Here is a 20,650-nt window from a genome sequence, read left to right as displayed (position 1 = left end):
ATATATTCGAAAGCGCATACACTAATGAGCGTGAGTAAAGGCATTTCGCATCTGGATACATTGCTCGTCAAAGGCGCACGCGCGCACAATCTCAAGAACGTCGACGTTTCGATTCCGCGTGATTCACTTGTCGTGTTCACGGGGCTTTCCGGCTCTGGAAAATCCTCGCTGGCGTTTGACACAATTTTCGCTGAAGGGCAGCGACGCTACGTCGAATCTCTGTCTTCGTATGCCCGCATGTTCTTGGGGCAGATGGACAAACCAGACGTCGATCTCATCGAAGGGCTGTCGCCAGCTGTTTCGATCGACCAGAAATCCACCTCACGCAACCCCCGGTCAACCGTGGGAACCATTACCGAGGTCTACGACTTCATGCGTCTGCTGTGGGCGCGTATCGGTAAGCCGCATTGCCCCACGTGTGGGGAAGCGATTACGCGACAGACCCCACAACAGATCGTTGACCAGCTCAGCGCCCTGCCGGAACGCACCAAGTTCATCGTGATGGCCCCCGTTGTGCGTCAGCGTAAAGGCGAGTTCACCGACCTGTTTCAACAGTTCCAACAAGCAGGGTTCTCACGTGCAGTTGTCGACGGTGAAACGGTCAGCCTGACCGAACCACCCACGCTCAAAAAGCAGTACAAACACGACATTTCCGTGGTTGTCGACCGCCTGATTGCCAAGGACGGCATTCACCAGCGGCTCACCGACTCCGTGGAAACCGCCCTTTCCACAGCAAACGGCCGCGTTGACGTGGAACTGGTTGAAACAGGGGAGAAGCGCACGTATTCGGAGCACCTCTCGTGCCCCAATGAACACCCGTTGACCACCGACGAAATTGAGCCACGCACGTTCTCGTTCAACTCGCCTTTCGGAGCATGCCCCGTGTGCGACGGAATCGGAACGCGGCTCCACGTCGATCAGCAGCTTGTCGTCCCCAACGAAGACCTGAGCCTGGCACAAGGTGCGATCGCACCCTGGAGCATGGGGAAGACGACAGCCAAGTACTTCACTCGACTCTTGCAGGGACTTGCGGACGACCTCGGCTTTTCCATGGACACCCCGTGGAAGGACCTGAGTAAGAAACACCGCACAGCGATTCTGGAAGGCAAGGACTACCAAGTCCACGTCAAGTACCGCAACCGGTTTGGGCGCGAACGCACGTACTCCACCGGTTTCGAAGGCGTTTTCGCCTACATTCTGCGCAAGCACCAAGAGACTGAGTCGGAGCACTCGCGTGCCCGCTATGAGTCGTATATGCGCGAAGTGCCGTGTGCCGAATGCGACGGTACGCGACTCAAGCCGGAAGCGCTTCACGTGTTGGTGGGCGGAAAGTCGATTGCCGATGTCAGCGACATGCCACTGGACGAAGCTGCCCACTTCCTTACCAATCTGGAGCTCGACGGACGCGACGCTCAGATCGCAGCGCAAGTGCTCAAGGAAATTGGCGCGCGTATGCGCTTCTTGCTCGACGTGGGGCTCGAATATCTGACCCTGCACCGCACCGCGGGCACCTTGTCCGGTGGTGAAGCGCAGCGTATTCGCTTGGCTACCCAGATCGGTTCCGGGTTGGTGGGCGTCCTGTACGTGCTGGACGAACCGTCGATCGGACTTCACCAGCGCGACAACCGTCGCCTCATCGAAACCCTCCAGCGCTTGCGCGACCTGGGCAACACGCTCATCGTGGTCGAACACGACGAAGAAACGATCGAGACCGCTGACTGGATCGTGGACATTGGTCCCGGTGCTGGGGAACACGGTGGTGAAGTCATTTACTCCGGTGACTACAAAGGACTTCTCAAAGAAAAGAAGTCCATCACCGGTGCGTACATGTCGGGAGCTAAGGCCATTGAGATCCCCCAGGATCGACGCCCGCGCGATCCCAAACGGACCGTCACCGTGGAAGGCGCACGTGCCAACAACCTGAAGAACGTCAAGGTCGACTTCCCACTGGGCGTTTTCACCGCTGTGACCGGTGTATCCGGTTCCGGTAAATCAACGCTGGTGAACGACATTCTGTACACCGTGATGGCCAACGAGCTCAACAACTCCAAACAGGTGCCCGGCCTGCACAAGCGAGTGACCGGGCTGGACAATCTGGACAAAGTCATTCACGTGGACCAGTCACCCATTGGGCGCACACCCAGGTCCAACCCAGCCACCTACACCGGCGTATTCGACCACGTGCGTAAGCTTTTTGCAGAAACCGAAACCGCGCGCATCCGCGGATACCAACCAGGGCGCTTTTCGTTCAACGTCAAGGGTGGGCGTTGCGAAAACTGTAGCGGTGACGGAACCATCAAGATCGAAATGAACTTCCTCCCCGATGTCTACGTCCCGTGCGAAGTGTGTAAGGGTCAGCGCTACAACCGCGAAACCTTGGACGTGAAGTTCAAAGGCAAGTCAATCGCTGACGTTCTGGACATGCCCATCGAAGAAGCCACCGAGTTCTTCTCCGCTGTCCCTGCCATTCACCGCCACCTGTCGACCTTGGTCGAAGTGGGGCTGGGGTACGTCCGTTTGGGGCAGCCGGCCACTACGCTGTCTGGGGGAGAGGCGCAGCGCGTCAAGTTGGCGGCTGAGCTGCAAAAACGCTCCCGAGGTCGCACTGTGTACGTCCTCGACGAACCCACCACGGGTCTGCACTTCGAAGACATTCGCAAACTCTTGGGCGTTCTGCAGGGGCTGGTGAACAAGGGCAACACGGTCATTGTCATCGAACACAACCTGGATGTGATCGCATCTGCGGACTACATCATCGACATGGGTCCGGAAGGCGGCCGAGGTGGTGGCACCGTGGTTGCCACAGGTACCCCCGAAGAAGTTGCCGGGGTAGAAGCCAGCCACACTGGACGGTTCCTTGCAAACATGCCGGCGATACGGGAACGCTTGTAGTGGATCCACAGCTCTACCGGCCTAAAACCGGGGAGATCCCCACCGACCCCGGTGTTTACACGTTTCGCGATGCCGACGGGCGCGTGATCTACGTTGGCAAAGCGAAGAACCTGCGCAACAGGTTGAATTCGTACTTTGCCGACCCCGCCGGTTTGCACCCCCGCACGTTCACCATGGTTCACACGGCTGCCAGTGTGAACTGGACCGTGGTGAAAACTGAAGTCGAGGCCCTGCAACTCGAGTGGACGTGGATCAACGAATTCAATCCACGGTTCAACGTGATGTTCCGGGACGACAAGTCCTACCCGTACTTGGCGATCACGGTGCGCGACGATTTCCCGCGCGTATTTGTTACGCGAGGCAAACGCAAGAAGGGCGTGAAGTACTTTGGCCCCTTTACCGCTGTGTGGGCCATCCGGGAGTCCCTAGATTTACTGCTGAAAGCATTCCCCGTGCGTACCTGCGCCAAAACGGTGTTCGACCGGGCCCAGCGTCAAGGACGGCCATGCCTGTTGGGGTACATCGACAAGTGTTCCGCACCGTGCGTGGAAAAGATCGACAAAGACGAATATGCAGAACTGGTCAAAAGCGTCATCGAGTTCATGTCGGGTAACTCCGGGAAGTTCATCTCGGTTCGCAAGCAGGCCATGAAGGAAGCGTCCGCGAACCTCGATTTTGAAACCGCTGCACGTTTGCGCGATGAAATCGCAGCCTTAGAAACCGTGCTGAATAAGAACGCCGTGGTGCTCTCGCTGAACGCGGACGCCGACGTCTTTGGTCTCTACGCAGAAGAGCTGGAAGCCTCGGTGCAGGTGTTCCACATTCGTGGGGGACGCATCCGGGGCCAGCGTGGCTGGATCATTGAGCGCATGGAGGACAAGGCACCCGGTGAGCTGATCGAAGACGCGATCCGACAGGCATACACCGATGTGGACACTCACGCGATCCCCACCGAGATTTTAACGAGCCACGAACCCGCAGATAGCGAACTGTTAGGGGAATGGCTCAGGTCAGTCCGAGGAGCCAAGATCGACATGCGCGTCCCTCAGCGCGGAGAAAAGAAAGCGGTCCTTGAGACCGCCGAACTCAACGCGCACAAGGCGCTAGCTCTCCACAAGACCAGGCGCGCATCCGATCTCACTACCCGTTCACAATCACTCAATGAAATTCACGAAGCACTCGACCTCACAGAACCACCCCTACGCATCGAATGCATCGACAACTCCCACACGGCAGGCCAAAACGTGGTGGGCTCGCTGGTGGTATTCGAAGACGGCCTGCCCAAAAAGAAGGACTACAAACGGTTTTCGGTGACCGGGGACGCCGCCCGGGATGACACCTCGGCGATGTACAACGTGGTCAGCCGGCGCTTCGAACGCTATCTGGAGAACATGGGCAAGGATGACTCCGGATTCGGATACCGCCCGTCCCTTCTCGTCGTCGACGGGGCACTTCCGCAGGTCCACGCGGCCACGCAAGCCCTTCACGACCTCGGCATTCCCGACATCACAGTGGTGGGACTTGCGAAACGCTTAGAAGAAGTCTGGGTTCCCTGGGACGAATTCCCCGTCATTCTTCCGCGTAATTCGGAGGGCCTATTCATGCTTCAGCGCATTCGCGACGAAGCCCACCGATTTGCAATCACGTACCACCGGCAAAAGCGTTCGGCATCCATGACGCGATCGGAACTCGACGCGATCGAGGGGCTCGGGGCTGCCAAACAAAAAGCCCTGCTCAAGCATTTTGGGTCACTCAAGAAGATCAAAGCCGCGTCCGTTGAAGAGCTGACGCAGGCACGCGGGATCGGCCCCCAGTTAGCTGACAAGATCCATGGTCACTTCACTCCAGCTCAACCAGATGAGCAAAATGCGGGTAGATGAGCAAAATACCGGTACGGTAGAAGAACCGACAGAAGGGCGTGCGCATGACTGAACAGACCGGGCCGATCCTGGGTGGCGACTTCGAAGTTCTTGTTCTCACGGGAATGTCCGGGGCCGGGAGGTCCACGGCTGCCAACACGCTCGAAGACCTGGGGTGGTACGTCGTTGACAACCTGCCACCGCAGATGATCATTCCGCTGGTGGAACTGGTCGCCAGGGCCGACGGCAAACTCCCCAAGGTCGCGGTCGTCGCCGATGTGCGAAGCCGGTACACGTTTAGCGAGCTAGAAAACTCCTTGGCCGACTACCAGGACCAAGGTGTACGCATCAAAATCCTGTTCCTCGACGCCTCCGATGAAGTGCTCGTGAGGCGGTTCGAATCGGTGCGACGTCCCCACCCGTTGCAGGAAGACGGAACCCTCATCGACGGAATCGACGCGGAACGCGCGATGCTTTCAGAGATTCGTAACAAAGCCGACTACCGGGTCGACACCTCGGACCTCAACGTCCACCAGCTGGGTGCCGAGATCAAGCGAATTTTCGACACCGAGAACGTGTCTGCTTTGCGCATCACAGTCATGAGCTTCGGATTCAAATACGGGCTTCCAAAGGACGCAGACCACGTTGTTGACGTGCGTTTCTTGCCCAACCCGTACTGGATTCCTCACCTGCGTTCCATGACCGGAGAAGACGAAGCCGTGTCCAGCTATGTGCTGTCACAGCCGGGGGCGCTTTCCTTTGTCGACAGGTACTTGAGTACGCTTGACGTAATTATTCACGGCTATCTGCGGGAACACCGTTCGTACGCAACCGTCGCTATCGGTTGTACGGGAGGGAAGCACCGCTCAGTAGCCATCACTGAACAACTCGCACGACGCTTAGCCGACCGCACCCAGGCACGCGTAACCGTGCGCCACCGAGACTTGGGGCGGGAATAAATGGAAATACCCACAACCGAACTACCTGTGTTTTTCTCCCGGTCAAAAATGGCTGGGCCTCGAGTGGTCGCATTTGGCGGTGGCCACGGACTCTACTCCGCGCTTCGAGCGTTCAGGTTACTGACTAAGAACCTCACCGCCGTTGTCACGGTTGCCGACGACGGCGGATCCTCCGGTCGTTTGCGCGAAGAGTTCGACGTGTTGCCACCCGGGGACCTGCGCATGGCACTTGCCGCGCTGTGTGGCGACAGCGAATGGGGCCAAACTTGGCGCGACGTCATTCAGCACCGGTTCGTTTCCGACGGACCGCTCAATGACCACTCGGCAGGTAACCTGCTCATCACTGCACTGTGGCAACACTTGGGCGACCCGGTTGACGGTCTGGATTGGATGGCCCAGTTGGTGCGCGCTCAAGGGCGCGTCCTGCCCATGTCGAGTATCCCGCTCACCATTACCGCCGATGTCGACGACGGTACTGGCAACCTCGAAAAGATATCCGGGCAGTGCAACGTGGCAACTACCTCGGGAACGGTGAAACAGGTTCACCTGGAACCCGACTCACCGCCCGCCCGCCGGGAAACCCTAGAATCCGTCACCAACGCCGACGTGCTCAACCTAGGGCCGGGGTCCTGGTACACCTCGGTCATGCCTCACATGCTGGTGCCCCAGCTACAGAAGGCGATCCGAGAGAGCGACGCGGTGCGAATCCTCACACTCAACCTGCCTGGAGATATGGACGAGGGGCGCGGAATGCACATGCGTGACTTCGTGCGAGTGCTCCACGAACACGCTCCTGATCTGCGCATTGACTACGTCCTCGTGGATGAAGAAGCAGGTAGCGGGCAAACCGGACTTGCGACCACCGCGTCGAACCTGTTTGGGGCTCGCACGTGGTTCGCGTCCGTGGAATCCAGCACCCCCGGCGTTCACGACAGCCTCAAACTCGCCGCGTGCTACCGTGACATTTTGTCCGACGCGGGGATTCCAACGAACGAGCAGTGGTAGAAGGGAATGGCATGGCTCTGACAGCACAAGTAAAGGATGAACTTGCGCGTTTCGTCGAACCGCGGACCGCTGCACGTAAAGCGGAAGTGTCCTCGCTTCTGCGTTTTTCCTCTGCGCTGCACATCGTTGCGGGCTCCATCGTCGTCGAGGTTGAACTGGACACGGGTGCGGCTGCCCGGAAACTGCGCGCTGAAATTAAGGACCTGTACGGTCACGTTGCCGAAATCGTCGTGGTGAACGGTTCAGGGCTGAAAAAGGGTTCGCGCTTTATGGTGCGGGTTGCCACCGACGGCGTTGCGCTTGCTCGCCAGACCGGTCTCATCGACGGTCAGGGGCGCCCAGTGCGTGGCCTTCCAGCCGCTGTTGTCAACGGTTCCCTCACCGATGCGAAGGCTGCGTGGCGGGGAGCGTTCTTGGCGCACGGTTCCTTGACCGAACCGGGTCGGTCATCTGCCCTTGAAGTGACCAGTCCGGGACCCGAGGCGGCACTTGCGCTCGTGGGGGCGGCGCGCCGTTTGGGGATTTCTGCGAAAGCCCGCGAAGTACGCGGAGTGGACCGCGTGGTGATCCGCGACGGCGAAGCGATCGGAGCTCTCTTGACCTCGATGGGTGCCGAACAGACTCGCCTGGTGTGGGAGGAACGTCGCTTGCGACGGGAAGTCCGCGCGACGGCCAACCGCCTGGCAAACTTCGACGACGCCAACCTGCGTAGGTCCGCGCGTGCTGCAGTGGCTGCCGGTGCCAGGGTGGAACGCGCTCTTGAGATCTTGGGGGACGAAGTGCCCGAACACCTCAAGTACGCGGGCAAACTCCGTTTGGAGCACAAGCAGGCATCGCTGGAGGAACTGGGCCAGCTCGCTGAACCGCCCATGACCAAGGACGCGATCGCTGGGCGCATCCGCAGGCTCCTGGCAACGGCCGACAAAAAGGCTGCCGAACTCGGAATCCCCGACACCGAAGCTAATCTGACACCCGAAATGTTAGAAGACGTTTAACCTTTCACACATGTGCCACACACGTGTGGCGTACTACGATGGAGATGCACGACAATCTCTCTCATCAGGAGTGACATGACTCGCGTTGGCATCAATGGTTTTGGTCGTATTGGACGTTCATTTCTCCGTATCGTTTTGGAGAATGACCTGGATTTAGAGGTCGTGGCAATCAACGACCTGACAGACAACGGACAGCTCGCACACTTGCTCAAGTACGACAGCGTGTGGGGTCGTTTTGACGGTGAAGTGACATATGACGACGAGTCGCTGACCGTCAACGGTAAGCGCATCGCCGCATCGGCTCACAAGGACCCGGCTGACATCGATTGGGCAGGCGCCGGCGCCGAGGTGGTTGTCGAGTGTACGGGTAAGTTCAAGAAGCGCGACCAGGCGGCCCTGCACCTGGGCGAAACGGTCAAGAAAGTCGTACTTTCCGCTCCCGGAAAAGACGTTGACGGCATGTTTGTCATGGGTGTCAACGACAACGAGTACGACCCCGCTAACCAGCACATCGTGTCCAACGCCAGCTGCACTACCAACTGCCTGGCTCCTGTGGCAAAGGTTCTGGACGAATTCTGCGGTATCGAATCGGGAATCATGACTACGGTTCACGCATACACCGGTGGACAGAACCTGGTGGACGGTCCTCACAAGGACCTGCGCCGTGGACGCGCGGCAGCCGTGAACCTCGTGCCCACCACTACGGGTGCGGCTAAGGCTGTGGGCAAGGTTTTGCCTCAGCTGGACGGTAAGCTCGACGGTTTCGCCGTTCGTGTACCGGTTCCTACCGGTTCGCTCGTCGACCTGACATTCATTCCTTCCCGCGACGTATCGGTTGAAGAGATCAACGCGGCGGTCAAGGAAGCAACCAGTGGCGACTTGGGACACATCCTGGAATACACGGAAGACCCCATCGTGTCTTCGGACATCGTGATGGCCAGCCACTCGTCGATCTTCGACGCTGAACTCACCCGCAAGGTTGGCAACCAGATCAAAGTTATTGCATGGTACGACAACGAATGGGGCTACTCGGAACGACTCGTTGAAATGGTCGAACTGGTAGCAGCGAAACTGGAGAAGTAAATGAAAACTCTTGACAACCTCGGCGAATTTGCCGGCAAGCGCGTCTTGGTGCGCAGTGACCTGAACGTGCCTATGGACGGCGACACGATTACGGATGCGGGCCGCATCAAGGCGTCGGCTCCTACCATCCGTGATCTCGCCGAGGCGGGCGCCCGGGTGATCGTGATGGCTCACCTGGGGCGCCCCAAGGGTGAAGTGAAGCCAGAGTTTTCGCTGGCTCCTGTTGTTGAAGAGCTCGCGAAGGAAGTTGGGCGTGAGGTGAAGTTTGCATCTGACACCGTTGGTGAGGATGCGCGCGCGAAGGCAGAACAGCTTGCCGACGGCGAGGTTTTGCTTCTCGAGAACCTGCGTTTCAACCCTGGTGAAACCTCCAAGGACGACGCTGAGCGCGATGAGTTCGCACAACAGCTCGCAAGCCTGGCAGACGTATATGTGTCTGACGGCTTTGGTGTTGTTCACCGTAAGCAGGCCAGTGTGTACGACATTGCGCAGAAGCTCCCACACTACGCCGGTGGTCTCGTTGAGGCCGAGGTGCGTGTGAGTCGCCAGCTTTTGGAAGACCCCCAGCGTCCGTACACGGTTGTTTTGGGCGGTTCGAAAGTGTCGGACAAGCTGGGCGTTATCGAATCCCTGCTTGAACGTGCGGACACCCTCATTATCGGTGGTGGCATGGTGTACACCTTCCTGAAGGCTCAGGGTAAGGGCGTTGGAGCGTCGTTGCTGGAAGAAGACCAGATCGATACGGTCAAGGGTTACCTCGAGACCGCGCAAAACAAGGGCGTCACCATCATGTTGCCTACCGACATTGTGATGGCCGAAAAGTTCGCTGCTGATGCAGAGCACTGGACCGTGGGCGTCGACGAACTGGAAAACACTCCGGCTGGTGAGTCTGCACTTGGTTTGGACATTGGTCCCGAGAGCGCCAAGGCGTACGCGAATACCATTGCCGAATCGAAGACCGTGTTCTGGAACGGCCCCATGGGTGTTTTCGAGTTCGAAGCGTTCGCAACAGGAACCAAAGCTGTTGCCGAAGCCCTGTCCACCGCACACGGAGGAGTCGAGCAGGGTCGTCTCACCGTGGTTGGGGGAGGCGACTCCGCGGCCGCTGTTCGAGCACTTGGATTTAGCGACGACGACTTCGGTCACATTTCGACCGGCGGAGGCGCTAGTCTAGAATTCCTCGAAGGCAAAGAGCTTCCCGGACTGACCGTTCTGGACTAGAACAGAACTCACACAGAGGAGACACCGTGACGAACCGCCTTCCGCTTTTGGCTGGAAACTGGAAGATGCACCACGACCACTTGGAAGCGATTTCCGTTGTCCAAAAATTGGCGTGGGCACTGCGCGACGCGAAGATCAGTGAAGACACAGCACAGGTAGCTGTTCTAGTGCCCTTCACCGATATCCGCTCCGTGCAGACCCTCATTCAAGGCGACAAGCTACCGCTGTCGTATGGGGCCCAGGATCTGTCCGAACATGCGGAAGGCGCTCACACGGGTGACATCAGTGGTCGCTTCCTGCAACAGCTCGGCTGCGACTTCGTCGTTGTGGGACACAGCGAACGACGCAGCGACCACCACGAAGACAACGCGTTGGTAGGACGCAAAGTGCGTGCAGCACTTGACCACGAACTCACTCCGATTTTGTGCGTGGGCGAATCCCTGACTGAGCGTGAAAACGGGGACCACGTGTCGTTCACTCTTGAGCAGTGTGAGGAAGCCCTTGCCCAGATCGATGCTCCTGAAGAACTCGTGATTGCGTATGAACCGGTGTGGGCTATTGGCACCGGCAAGACTGCCACGGCAAACGACGCGCGTGAGATGGCGCAAGAAATCCGTGGCTGGTTGGCCCAGCGCTACGACGCGTCCGTTGCCGAATCGACCCGGATTCTCTACGGCGGATCCGTGAAACCTGAAAACGTGGCTGAAATTATGCAGTCCGAACACGTCGACGGGGCCCTTGTGGGTGGCGCGAGCCTCGACCCCGACACTTTCGCGCGACTCATCGCAGCGTCGGTTCGCTTGTGAACCGAACAGTGCTAAGGTAGGCGACGTGGAAATTTTGACGTGGATTCTGACTGGCGTACTCATCCTTACCAGCTTCATCCTCATTGCCTTTGTCCTCTTGCACAAAGGTAAGGGTGGCGGAATGTCCGACATGTTCGGTGGAGGAATGAGCGCTAACCTGGGTTCGTCCGGGGTTGCCGAAAAGAACCTCAACATGTACACCACACTGATCGCAATCGTGTGGGCAGCCTCAATCGTACTGCTGGGCCTGATCGCCAGCTTCCAAGCCTAAGCAGGCTCGAAGCTGGCTAGACCGCTAGTTAGCTTATAGATCAAACAACTGCGCGTAACCGTCCTCACCACTCAAGTGGAAACGGAGGACCGGTCGCCCAGCATCGTTAAGCACGTTCGCATCTCCGCGTGACTGCGCAGCAATCAACTGGCCGAAAGTAAATCCAGTTTCCGGCACATCGAAGTCTGTGGAAGCTTCGTCAGTGATCTGCACAAACACACCGTTGGCGTGACCACCCTTGTGGTACTGACCCGTTGAGTGCAAGTAGCGGGGTCCAAAACCAAACGTGGTCGCAACACCCAAACGCTGAGCAAACTGAGGCCGCAACCGTACAAGATCCGACCGGCCGATCCGGTCTACAAACGCCTGCAGACCCACATACCCGCCCTGCGGAATGACAGCACGCAAACGGTCAACGACCTCGGCGGCGGACTGCGCACCTTTCACCAGATCAGCAGGACCCGACACGGTCAGCGCGCCATCCGTAAGCGACACCGGCAACGCAGAGCCCGTCTGTTCACCACCGGCCAGAAGTTCACGCATAGCAGCCTTGGCAGACTCGACATTGGGCTGGTCAAACGGGTTGACGCCAATGACGTACGACGCGATTGCCGTCACATACTCCCACAGAAGGAACTGGGCACCCAACGGCAGGTCGACGACAACATCGGCGTGACGGCCATCGGACGCGCCCAACGCCACAGTGGTAGCGCTTTCGCAGTCCTGCGGTGCGATCGGAAGAATGCCCTTGCCGTCCTTACCTGTGGATTCGGCAATCAACTGCTCGATCCACACGCCCAGTCCCTGGAATTGTTCAGTGTGCGGGTCCAACGCGAGCTTCTCGTAGCCGTTTTCGTGAGCGGCACCCAAGAGCGCGCCCAAATACACGGCGAGGTTGTCCTCTGAGTCCTGTTCGAGTTGAGGTGCAATCGACGCGGCGTCAGCAACCACCTGAGCAATGTCGACGCCCACCAGGCCAGCGGGGACCAGACCAAACGGAGTGAGCGCAGAGTAGCGCCCTCCCACCGACGGATCGGCGTGAAACACCGCTAGCCAGCCCTCTTCCGCAGCGCGCTGATCGAGAGGTGAGCCGGGGTCGGTAATGGCGATGAGACGCGAACTGGGGTCGATGCCCGCGTCACGGAACTTCTGGGTGAAGAACCGGCGGGCCGAGTCCGTTTCGACGGTGGAGCCGGACTTCGACGCGATAATTACCAGCGTGCGGTCGAGATCCTGGGCCGTGTACGAGACCTGGTCCGGGTGGGTGGAGTCGCACACGATGAGGTCTTTTCCGTACGCGTTGCTCATGACCTCAGGGGCCAGCGAGGATCCGCCCATTCCGGCCAGAACTACGCGGTCGTGCTCACACGTCTGAGCGAGCCCAGTGACCTTCTCAATGATGTCGTTAGCGCGAGTGTGCAGGTCGACCCACCCCAGGCGCTTGCTCGCTTCGTCCTGTGCTTCGGGTCCCCACACGGTAGCGTCTTGGGCCGTGATGCGGGAAGCAATGCGGTTTTCGAGAATATCGTTGATGACAGAAGATGTAGTTGTCACTGTGCCTTCTCCAGTGCAGTAGTCACGGTTTCAACGAGCTCATTCCAGCTGGCGTCGAACTTTTCCAAGCCTTCGCGTTCAAGTTTGTCCATGACATCGCCGTAGTGGATGCCTGCAACGGACAGCGCGTCGAGAATCCGGTCGGCTTCTTCGTAGCGACCAAACACCGTGTCGCCGGAAACCTGTCCGTGGTCGGCAAACGCCAGCAGCGTCTTTTCGGGCATGGTGTTTACTGTGTCGGCGGCGATCAGGCCATCGACGTACATGGTGTCGGAGTACGCCGGGTTTTTAGTTCCGGTCGATGCCCACAGCGGGCGCTGCTTGTGGGCGCCAGCGGCAGCGAGCACGGTGAAGCGTTCCGACTCGAAGATCTCCGACGCAATACGGTGAGCCAAGTGGCAGTTCGCGAGACCGGCCTTGCCCTTGAGCTCCAGGAGTTCCTTGTCAGCGCCGTTGTTTACCAGTTCGTCGATCCGGTTATCGATTTCGGTGTCGACGCGCGACACGAAGATCGAGGCCACCGAACGGATGTTGCTGATGTCGTGGCCTTCTTCCCGCGCCCGTTCCAGCCCGTTGACATAGGCTTCGACCACCTTGCGGTACCGATCCAGCGAAAAGATCAGCGTGACGTTGACGCTAATCCCTTCTGCAATCACGCGGGTGATTGCCAAGAGACCCTCTTCGGTCGCAGGGATCTTAATCATGACGCCGTCTCGGTTCACCATCTGGTGAAGCTTCTTGGCGTATTCGACGGTCCCTTCCGTGTCGTGAGCCAGGTGCGGTGGCACCTCGATGGACACGCGTCCGTCTTCGCCGCCAGTTGCCTGGTACACAGGCAACAAAATGTCACACGCTTCCGCAACGTCTTGCGTGGTTAGTACGTCAATCGCTTCGTCGACGCTCACGCCTTTCGCCGCGAGCTGGGCGACGGCCTCTTCGTAGCCGTCACCGGCAAGCGCGGCCGCGAAGATGGTGGGGTTAGTGGTCACACCCACCACGGACAGCGTTTCGATTGCGTCATTCAGACTTCCGGATGTAATCCGGGTGCGGGACAGGTCGTCGAGCCAGACCGAAACTCCGGCGTGGCTGAGTGCTTGAAGAGAAGGAACTGGAGTTGCCATGGCCTACCTCTGTCTGGTGGTGGGGGACTGGTGTTAAAGAGCTTGAACAGCGGCGATGGATTCGTGAGCTGCCTGCACAACAGCTCCCGGGGTGATTCCAAACTCACGGTAGAGCGTCTGGTAATCGGCAGATGCCCCAAAGTGGTCGAGTGCGATGCAGCGTCCTTCCGTGCCCACGTATCGATGCCAGCTCATTGCGGACCCCGCCTCGATGCTCACTCGTGCGCGAGCGGTGACCGGAAGAACGGATTCCTTGTACTGGTCGTCCTGCTTTTCGAACCATTCGTGGCTAGGCATGGACACAACGCGGACGCGCGTGCCTTCCGCACGCAATTGGTGGGCTGCGTCCAAGGCGATTGCCACCTCGGACCCGGAAGCCATGAGGATGACCTCAAAGTCATCCTCATCAGAAAGGACGTAGGCGCCTTTTGCCGCGCCCGAGGCGGCCGCCAGTTCCGTACGGTCCAGCACGGGGACTGCCTGGCGGGTGAGCGCCATTCCGGTTGGGCCGTCGGTGCGACGGAGCATTTCCAGCCAGCACACAGCGGTTTCGTTCGCATCAGCGGGACGCACAACGTCCAGGCCAGGGATTGCGCGCAGTGAGCTCAAATGCTCAACCGGTTGGTGGGTTGGACCGTCTTCGCCCAGGCCGATCGAGTCGTGCGTCCACACGAAGATGACGGGCAGTTCCTGCAGGGCAGCCAAGCGAACGGCAGGGCGCATGTAGTCCGAGAACACAAGGAACGTGCCATTGTATGGACGGGTGAGTCCGTGCAGAGCCATTCCGTTGCACGCAAGACCGGCCGCGAATTCGCGGATACCAAAGTGGAGGTTGCGACCGTACTCGTTGCCGTCAAATGCGGAGGAACTGCGGTCCTTGGGGAAGAATGAAGGTTCTCCCTTAATGAGTGTGTTGTTGGATCCGGCGAGGTCTGCTGAACCGCCCCACAGTTCTGGCATAAGTGGGGCGATTGAGTTGAGGACTTGACCAGAAGCCGCGCGCGTTGCGACCCCCTTGTCTGACGGTTCAAACGTTGGGAGGGCGTCTTCGAGTCCCGCCGGAAGCTCACGTGCGGTGAGTCGATCCAGCAGTTCAGCGCGTTCAGGGTTTTGGGTGCGCCACGTTTCGAAGCGGGTGTTCCATTCTTCGTGCGCTGTGCGTCCACGTTCTGCGACGGCGCGCGTGTGGTCCAGAACCTCGGGAGCAACGACGAAGGTTTCGTCGACAGGGAAGTTCAGGAGTTCTTTAGTGGCACGGATTTCGTCGTCGCCCAGAGCTGATCCGTGCGAAGCGCCCGTGTTCTGCTTGTTAGGTGCAGGCCACGCGATGATGGTGGACAGGCGAATGAAGGACGGACGTGGGTCCTTCTTCGCAGCCTCAATAGCCGAGTGGAGCGCGTCGACGTCTTCCGTGTAGTCGCCGTTTTCGTCGAGGAAGCTCACGTGCTGGGTGTGCCATCCGTAGGCGTCATAACGGGCAGTTACGTCTTCGGTAAATGCGATAGACGTGTTGTCCTCAATGGAGATGCGGTTGTCATCCCAAATGACGATGAGGTTGTTCAAGCGCTGGGTACCCGCAAGTGAGGACGCTTCACCGGAGACACCTTCTTGGATGTCGCCGTCACCGGCGATCACGTAGATGAAGTGGTCAAAAACGGATTTTCCGGCAGGTGCTTCAGGGTCCAAGAGCCCGCGTTCACGACGTGAGGCCATGGCCATACCTACAGCGGAAGCGAGGCCTGAGCCAAGCGGACCTGTGGTGATTTCAACACCGTCAGTGTGCCCGACTTCCGGGTGACCTGGCGTGAGCGAGCCCCATGTGCGGAGGGCCTTCAGGTCGTCGAGCTCGAGGCCGTAGCCAGAGAGGAACAACTGGATGTACTGGGTCAGGCTCGAGTGGCCCGCCGACAAAACAAAACGGTCCCTGCCGAGCCAGTGAGGATCGTTGGGGTCGTGGGTGAGAGCGTTCTGGTACAGGTAGTAGGCGACTGGCGCCAAGCTCATAGCGGTACCCGGGTGGCCGTGACCCGCGTTCTGCACAGCGTCTGCGGCCAAAAGACGGGCGGTGTCGACCGCCATTCGATCAGTGTCGGACCAGTTGAGCGAGCTCATGAAAGGGCGTTCCTCCTGTAGGCGGTATTCATTTCAAACTGTACAAGGTTTGAGTCACGAGTGGAGAGGTTCTACGACATGTAGCGCTATGACTGGCAATATGCTGGGAAGCGAGTAGAATTGTTCTGTCCGTGCGCGCTGTTGATGCCCGCACGCACCGAACACATCTTGTGGAGGGAGTCAGTAGGTGAGTTCACGTCACCGTGACGTAGTCAGCACCACCGGAAGCGAAGCAACTGAAGAGGCTCCGCTCCAGCGTGTGATCGACGAACGTCGACGAGGCAGTAAGCCACGTAGCAAATTCAGGGCATACATTGCGCTGACCAAGCCGCGCGTGATCGAACTGCTCCTGGTCACAACTGCTCCCGTGATGTTCCTCGCTCAGCGCGGGCTCCCAGACTGGTGGCTCATCCTGGCTACCCTCATCGGTGGTTCTGCTGCTGCGGCATCTGCGTCCGTGTTCAACTGCTACTTGGACCGCGACATCGACGCCAAGATGCACCGTACGGAGAACCGGCCACTTGTCACAGGCGAAGTGAACCCACGGGAAGCGCTTATCTTCGCTTTCGCATTGGGCATCGGATCAATTTTCTGGATGGGCGGATTCACCAACTGGGTCGCTGCCGGTCTGACCGCTATCGCCATCCTCCTGTACGTGGTGTTCTACACCATCATGCTCAAGCGCCACACCACACAGAACATCGTATGGGGTGGGGCCGCCGGATGTATGCCAGTGCTCATCGGTTGGTCGGCCGTCACCGGCTCACTGGCCCTTGAACCGTTCATTTTGTTCCTGGTCGTTTTCTTCTGGACGCCACCGCACTATTGGCCACTAGCGATTAAGTACAAGCGCGACTACGACGCCGCCGGCGTCCCCATGTTGCCATCCAAGGTGCCTCCCACCTCGGTGGGTAAGCAGATTATTCTGTACGCATGGGCCATGGTGCTTTCAAGCCTGGTGCTTATTCCTCTTGCGCCTATGGGGCCGCTCTACATCAGCGTTGCGGTTCTGGCCGGTGCGTGGTTCCTCTACGAGTGCTACACGTTTGTGCGTCGCGCCAAGCAGGGTCTATCTGGAACGCGTCTGCGCGCTATGAAGGTCTTCCACGGATCGATCACATACCTTTCGGTACTGTTCCTCGCCGTTGCGATCGACCCGTTCCTCAACCCCTTCGTTTAAGCCTCACCTACGGAAGCTGCGTGTAGGTCAGCGTACTTACCACCTCGGGAAAGGAGCTCTTTATGAGTTCCCGACTCCACAATGCGTCCCGCTTCCATAACAACGATCAGATCAGCGTTGCGGATCGTTGAAAGCCGGTGAGCGATCACGAAGCTAGTGCGGCCGGAACGCAGACGGTTCATAGCTTCTTGAACCAACACCTCGGTGCGGGTATCCACCGATGACGTTGCCTCGTCGAGAACAAGAATGTCAGGGTTGGACACGAATGCGCGCGCGATCGTGATGAGTTGGCGTTCACCAGCCGAAACATTGCCGCCGGTTTCGTCGATCACCGTGTCATACCCGTCAGGCAAGTGGGCTACGAACCTGTCCACGTATGCGGCCTCAGCGGCCGCCATGACGTCGTCACGGGTGGCGTCCGCGCGACCGTACGCGATGTTGTCATAGATGGTTCCACTAAACAGCCACGTGTCCTGCAGAACCATGCCAATAGGGGAGCGAAGCTGGTGGCGGTCGATGTCGCGAATATCCACGCCGTCAAGGTAAATAGCGCCACCCGTGACGTCATAGAAGCGCAAGAGCAAGTTGACCAGAGTGGTCTTACCTGAACCGGTATGTCCCACGATCGCAACCGTCTGACCACCCTCAACAGTGAGGTTGAGGTCGCTGATGAAGGATTGATCTGGATCATAGGAGAAGTCCACCGAACGGAATTCCACCTTTCCGTGGGTGAGAGCGAACTCAGGATGGCGACCAGAGTCAGCGACCTCTTCTAGCTGATTGAGGAGCTCGTAGACACGTTCCGCGCTGGCGGCTGCTGACTGTAGCTGCGAAGCAATCCCGCCCAACTGGGCCAATGGCTGCGAAAACTGACGTGAGTACTGGATAAAGGCCTGTACGGAACCCAAAGTCATCGCACCAGAAGCAACCCGGACCGCACCTACGACGGCGATTCCCACAAACACCAGGTTCGAAACAAACATCATCGCCGGCATCATTGACCCGGACAAGAGCTGTGCTTTGCGCGACGCGTGAAAGACATCTGTGTTACCGCGGGCAAACGTTTCCGTGGTCTGGGGCGTAGCGTTGTAGATGGTCAAAAGTTCGTGACCCGAGATCGACTCCTCAATGTGGGCATTGAGTTTGCCTGTTTGCGACCACTGGATGCGGAACTGGGCTTGCGACCTGACGCCCAGAATGCCGATGACAACAGCAGTGAGAGGAATCGTGGTCAACGCTACCAACGTGAGCTCCCACGAACTCCAGAACATGACGGCAAGGACACCCAACACTGTGATAAGAGACGTCACAATCGTTTCCATGTTTTGGTTGAGAGCCGTGTTGAGATTGTCCAGGTCGTTGTTGAGCTTCGATAGAAGGTCTCCGCGTTTTTGGGAATCCAAGAACTTCAGTGGCAGGCGGTGGACCTTGTTTTCAACACGTTCACGGAGACCGTAGAGCACCCTCTGAATGGCTTCGTTGAAAAGCCACCCGCCTGCAAAGGTGAACGACTCGGCGACCAGGTGTAACACCACTACGATGAGCAACAGTCTGGCGAGCACACCAAAGTCAATTCCGTTGCCGCTGGTGAACCCGTCGAACACGGTATCTGTTGCGAGCCCCAGAACATAGGGGCCGGCAATCGTCAGGCAGGTTCCAGCCAGGAGGCCAACGAAACCCAGAATCATGGGCCCGCGTTCATACCGAAATTCGCGGGTGAGCGTGGCAACGGTTTTCCAGAAATTCTGGGCCTTTTCGTGTGGTTCTTGTTCTTCGCTCACAGTGCCTCCTGGGTTGCCTGCGATTCTGCGATCTCGCGATACACCGGTGAGGTTGTCATGAGATCGTCGTGGGTTCCTTGCGCAACGACACGGCCATGGTCGAGCACCACGATGATGTCGGCGGTTCGGGCCGAGGATATACGCTGCGTAATGATGAGGCTGGTTGCAGACACGTTGCTCAAAGCTTGACGTAGTCGTAAGTCGGTTGCCGTGTCGAGGGCAGAAAACGAGTCATCGAACACCAAAATAGGTGCGCTCCTGGCTAACGCCATAGCGATTGCGATGCGCTGACGTTGACCACCTGAGAGGTTCTTTCCGCCTTGGTTGATTTCAAAGTCCAACTGGCCGTCGAGTTCGCGCACAAAGTCCTCTGCTTGCGCGGTGCGCAAAGCTTCCCACAGTTCCTCATCGCTGGCCGTAGGGTTTCCCAAGCGAAGGTTCTGTGCAACCGTTGCCCCAAACACGTATGGAGTTTGTGCCACATAGCCAAATTGCGTGCCCAGGGTATCGCGTGAAATGTCCCGGACGGGAACCCCACCCAGGAGTACCGTGCCCGAGGTGGGTTCCAAGAGCCGTACGAGAAGTTTGGCAAGGGTGGTCTTTCCGGAGCCGGTAGCACCGATAACAGCGACCGTGGATCCCACCTCGGCGGAAAAACTCACATCCCGCACAATCGGTTCTTCCGCGCCCGGGTACGTAAAGGTCACGTCCCGGAACTCGAACGTTCCAGGACGGGGGAGCTCATCAACGAGCCCACTGTCCCGATCAAGGTGAACCCGCGTATCCATGACGTCGACAAGCCGGCCGGCAGCCACCTCGGCGCGGGGGACCATCATGGACATAAACGCGAACATAAGAACGCCCATCATGATGAGCATGAGGTACTGGATAAACGCAACGACAGTACCTACCTGCGACGTTCCCGCTTCCACCCCGCGCGCACCGAACCACACGACCGCAACGGTCCCCACATTAATGAGAGCGAAAACAATGGGGTACAGCGCAACAAAGTAACGACCAACCATGAGGCTTGCGCGAGTCATGTCGCGATTAGCCTGGGCGAAGCGTTTCTTCTCAAGATCCTCTTTGCCAAACGCGCGAATAACGCGGGTTCCAGCGAGTTGTTGGGAGAGAACCGACCCCATTGCATCGATGCGCTGCTGCATGACTTGAAAACTTGGCACCATGCCGCGGACAGCCAACGCCATGACAATGGCAAGAATGACCACAGTCACCACAATCACCCACGACAGAGTTAGGTCCTGTGCGAAGGCCATGATGAGTCCACCAAACGCCATGACTGGGGCCATCACCATCATTGTCATAGCCATGGTGAGGAACTGTTGCACTTGGCGCACGTCGTTGGTGGAACGCGTGATGAGGCTGGAGATCCCAAAGGTCTGTGCTTCTTGGTGGCCAAAAGTCATGACTTTCGCGAAGAAGTCACGGCGAATATCGCGGGCAACTGCCATCGATACGTAGGAGCCGGCTGCCACCTCGATAATGGCTGTAGCAAGCTGCGCAACTGCAACTATGAGCATGACCCCGCCAAGTTGCCACACCAGAGTCAAATTGCCTTGGGCGATTCCGTCGTCGATGACGCGCGCGTTAAGAGCAGGGAGTAGCAGTGAACCCATCACTTGGATGAGCGTAAAAACCAGAACGAGTATGAGGCCTACTGGATAAGCACTGACATAGCGTTTAAAGATCGCAAAAAGCACAGAGCAAGTCTAAGCCTTGCCGGTGGTGGTTGCTGGGCTCTTTGCGACCGAGGTGGGAAGCGGGTCCCGTGTGTAGACGCTGTCGACGAC

Annotated in this window: 15 protein-coding genes; 10 read left to right on the top strand and 5 right to left on the bottom strand. The window is 58.4% G+C overall.

Annotated features, from left to right (window positions below; all coding sequences use genetic code 11):
* The first annotated feature begins 24 nt into the window (after positions 1-24).
* From uvrA to secG, 9 genes are all read left to right on the top strand, one after another.
* The gene (gene uvrA, locus MHX53_RS09835; RefSeq protein WP_239272557.1) at positions 25-2,892 is read left to right on the top strand and encodes an excinuclease ABC subunit UvrA; all 2,868 of its coding nucleotides are present in this window, start codon (positions 25-27) and stop codon (positions 2,890-2,892) included.
* Positions 2,892-4,772: an excinuclease ABC subunit UvrC gene (gene uvrC / locus MHX53_RS09830; protein ID WP_102238041.1), complete on the top strand. Its 1,881-nt coding sequence runs from the start codon at positions 2,892-2,894 to the stop codon at positions 4,770-4,772. The genes uvrA and uvrC overlap by 1 nt, the downstream gene beginning before the upstream one ends.
* A gap of 44 nt (positions 4,773-4,816) precedes the next feature.
* Positions 4,817-5,710 carry an RNase adapter RapZ gene (gene rapZ / locus MHX53_RS09825; protein WP_102238358.1) on the top strand — a complete coding sequence of 298 codons (894 nt, stop codon included), beginning with the start codon at positions 4,817-4,819 and terminating at the stop codon, positions 5,708-5,710.
* On the top strand, positions 5,711-6,715 hold the full coding sequence (yvcK, locus tag MHX53_RS09820) for a uridine diphosphate-N-acetylglucosamine-binding protein YvcK (protein ID WP_102238040.1): 1,005 nt from the start codon (positions 5,711-5,713) through the stop codon (positions 6,713-6,715).
* Positions 6,716-6,726: 11 nt separating this feature from the next.
* Positions 6,727-7,710, top strand: a complete 984-nt coding sequence (gene whiA, locus MHX53_RS09815; RefSeq protein WP_102238039.1) for a DNA-binding protein WhiA — start codon at positions 6,727-6,729, stop codon at positions 7,708-7,710.
* A 75-nt stretch (positions 7,711-7,785) separates the two neighbouring features.
* Positions 7,786-8,793: a type I glyceraldehyde-3-phosphate dehydrogenase gene (gene gap, locus MHX53_RS09810; RefSeq protein ID WP_102238038.1), complete on the top strand. Its 1,008-nt coding sequence runs from the start codon at positions 7,786-7,788 to the stop codon at positions 8,791-8,793.
* Positions 8,794-10,014, top strand: a complete 1,221-nt coding sequence (locus MHX53_RS09805) for a phosphoglycerate kinase (RefSeq protein WP_102238037.1) — start codon at positions 8,794-8,796, stop codon at positions 10,012-10,014. It begins immediately after the preceding gene.
* A gap of 26 nt (positions 10,015-10,040) precedes the next feature.
* Positions 10,041-10,820: a triose-phosphate isomerase gene (gene tpiA / locus MHX53_RS09800; protein WP_239272555.1), complete on the top strand. Its 780-nt coding sequence runs from the start codon at positions 10,041-10,043 to the stop codon at positions 10,818-10,820.
* Positions 10,821-10,845: 25 nt separating this feature from the next.
* Complete coding sequence (gene secG / locus MHX53_RS09795) at positions 10,846-11,091, top strand: preprotein translocase subunit SecG (protein WP_005883401.1); 246 nt, start codon at positions 10,846-10,848, stop codon at positions 11,089-11,091.
* Positions 11,092-11,124: 33 nt separating this feature from the next.
* Here secG and MHX53_RS09790 read toward each other — a convergent pair whose 3' ends face one another.
* Genes MHX53_RS09790 through tkt form a run of 3 tightly spaced genes read right to left on the bottom strand, consistent with a single transcriptional unit; the run spans position 11,125 to position 15,878 of the window.
* Complete coding sequence (locus tag MHX53_RS09790) at positions 11,125-12,645, bottom strand: glucose-6-phosphate isomerase (protein WP_102238035.1); 1,521 nt, start codon at positions 12,643-12,645, stop codon at positions 11,125-11,127.
* Positions 12,642-13,766 carry a transaldolase gene (gene tal / locus MHX53_RS09785; protein WP_102238034.1) on the bottom strand — a complete coding sequence of 375 codons (1,125 nt, stop codon included), beginning with the start codon at positions 13,764-13,766 and terminating at the stop codon, positions 12,642-12,644. The genes MHX53_RS09790 and tal overlap by 4 nt, the downstream gene beginning before the upstream one ends.
* A gap of 33 nt (positions 13,767-13,799) precedes the next feature.
* Positions 13,800-15,878 carry a transketolase gene (gene tkt / locus MHX53_RS09780; protein WP_239272553.1) on the bottom strand — a complete coding sequence of 693 codons (2,079 nt, stop codon included), beginning with the start codon at positions 15,876-15,878 and terminating at the stop codon, positions 13,800-13,802.
* A gap of 259 nt (positions 15,879-16,137) precedes the next feature.
* Here tkt and MHX53_RS09775 point away from each other — a divergent pair, with 259 nt between their 5' ends.
* Positions 16,138-17,058, top strand: coding sequence for a heme o synthase (locus MHX53_RS09775; RefSeq protein WP_239272639.1), 921 nt, complete (start codon positions 16,138-16,140; stop codon positions 17,056-17,058).
* Here MHX53_RS09775 and MHX53_RS09770 read toward each other — a convergent pair.
* Entirely contained in the window at positions 17,055-18,839 is a 1,785-nt protein-coding gene (locus tag MHX53_RS09770) for an ABC transporter ATP-binding protein (protein WP_102238032.1), read from the bottom strand. The two genes, MHX53_RS09775 and MHX53_RS09770, sit on opposite strands and share 4 nt — an antisense overlap.
* A complete protein-coding gene (locus MHX53_RS09765) occupies positions 18,836-20,560 on the bottom strand; it encodes an ABC transporter ATP-binding protein (protein WP_102238031.1) in 1,725 nt (574 codons plus the stop codon). Before MHX53_RS09765 ends, MHX53_RS09770 begins: the two co-directional genes overlap by 4 nt.
* Positions 20,561-20,650 lie beyond the last annotated feature (90 nt).

It is taken from the genome of Brevibacterium sp. ACRRH (assembly GCF_022346365.1).
Lineage (GTDB): Bacteria > Actinomycetota > Actinomycetes > Actinomycetales > Brevibacteriaceae > Brevibacterium > Brevibacterium paucivorans.
This window is presented reverse-complemented; position numbering and strand designations above follow the sequence as displayed.

Bases quoted from the DNA above. Each gene is read 5' to 3' on its own strand.
- uvrA (WP_239272557.1), top strand. From the start codon at position 25: ATGAGCGTGAGTAAAGGCATTTCGCATCTGGATACATTGCTCGTCAAA.
- rapZ (WP_102238358.1), top strand. From the start codon at position 4,817: ATGACTGAACAGACCGGGCCGATCCTGGGTGGCGACTTCGAAGTTCTT.
- yvcK (WP_102238040.1), top strand. From the start codon at position 5,711: ATGGAAATACCCACAACCGAACTACCTGTGTTTTTCTCCCGGTCAAAA.
- whiA (WP_102238039.1), top strand. From the start codon at position 6,727: ATGGCTCTGACAGCACAAGTAAAGGATGAACTTGCGCGTTTCGTCGAA.
- gap (WP_102238038.1), top strand. From the start codon at position 7,786: ATGACTCGCGTTGGCATCAATGGTTTTGGTCGTATTGGACGTTCATTT.
- MHX53_RS09805 (WP_102238037.1), top strand. From the start codon at position 8,794: ATGAAAACTCTTGACAACCTCGGCGAATTTGCCGGCAAGCGCGTCTTG.
- tal (WP_102238034.1), bottom strand. From the start codon at position 13,766: ATGGCAACTCCAGTTCCTTCTCTTCAAGCACTCAGCCACGCCGGAGTT.
- tkt (WP_239272553.1), bottom strand. From the start codon at position 15,878: ATGAGCTCGCTCAACTGGTCCGACACTGATCGAATGGCGGTCGACACC.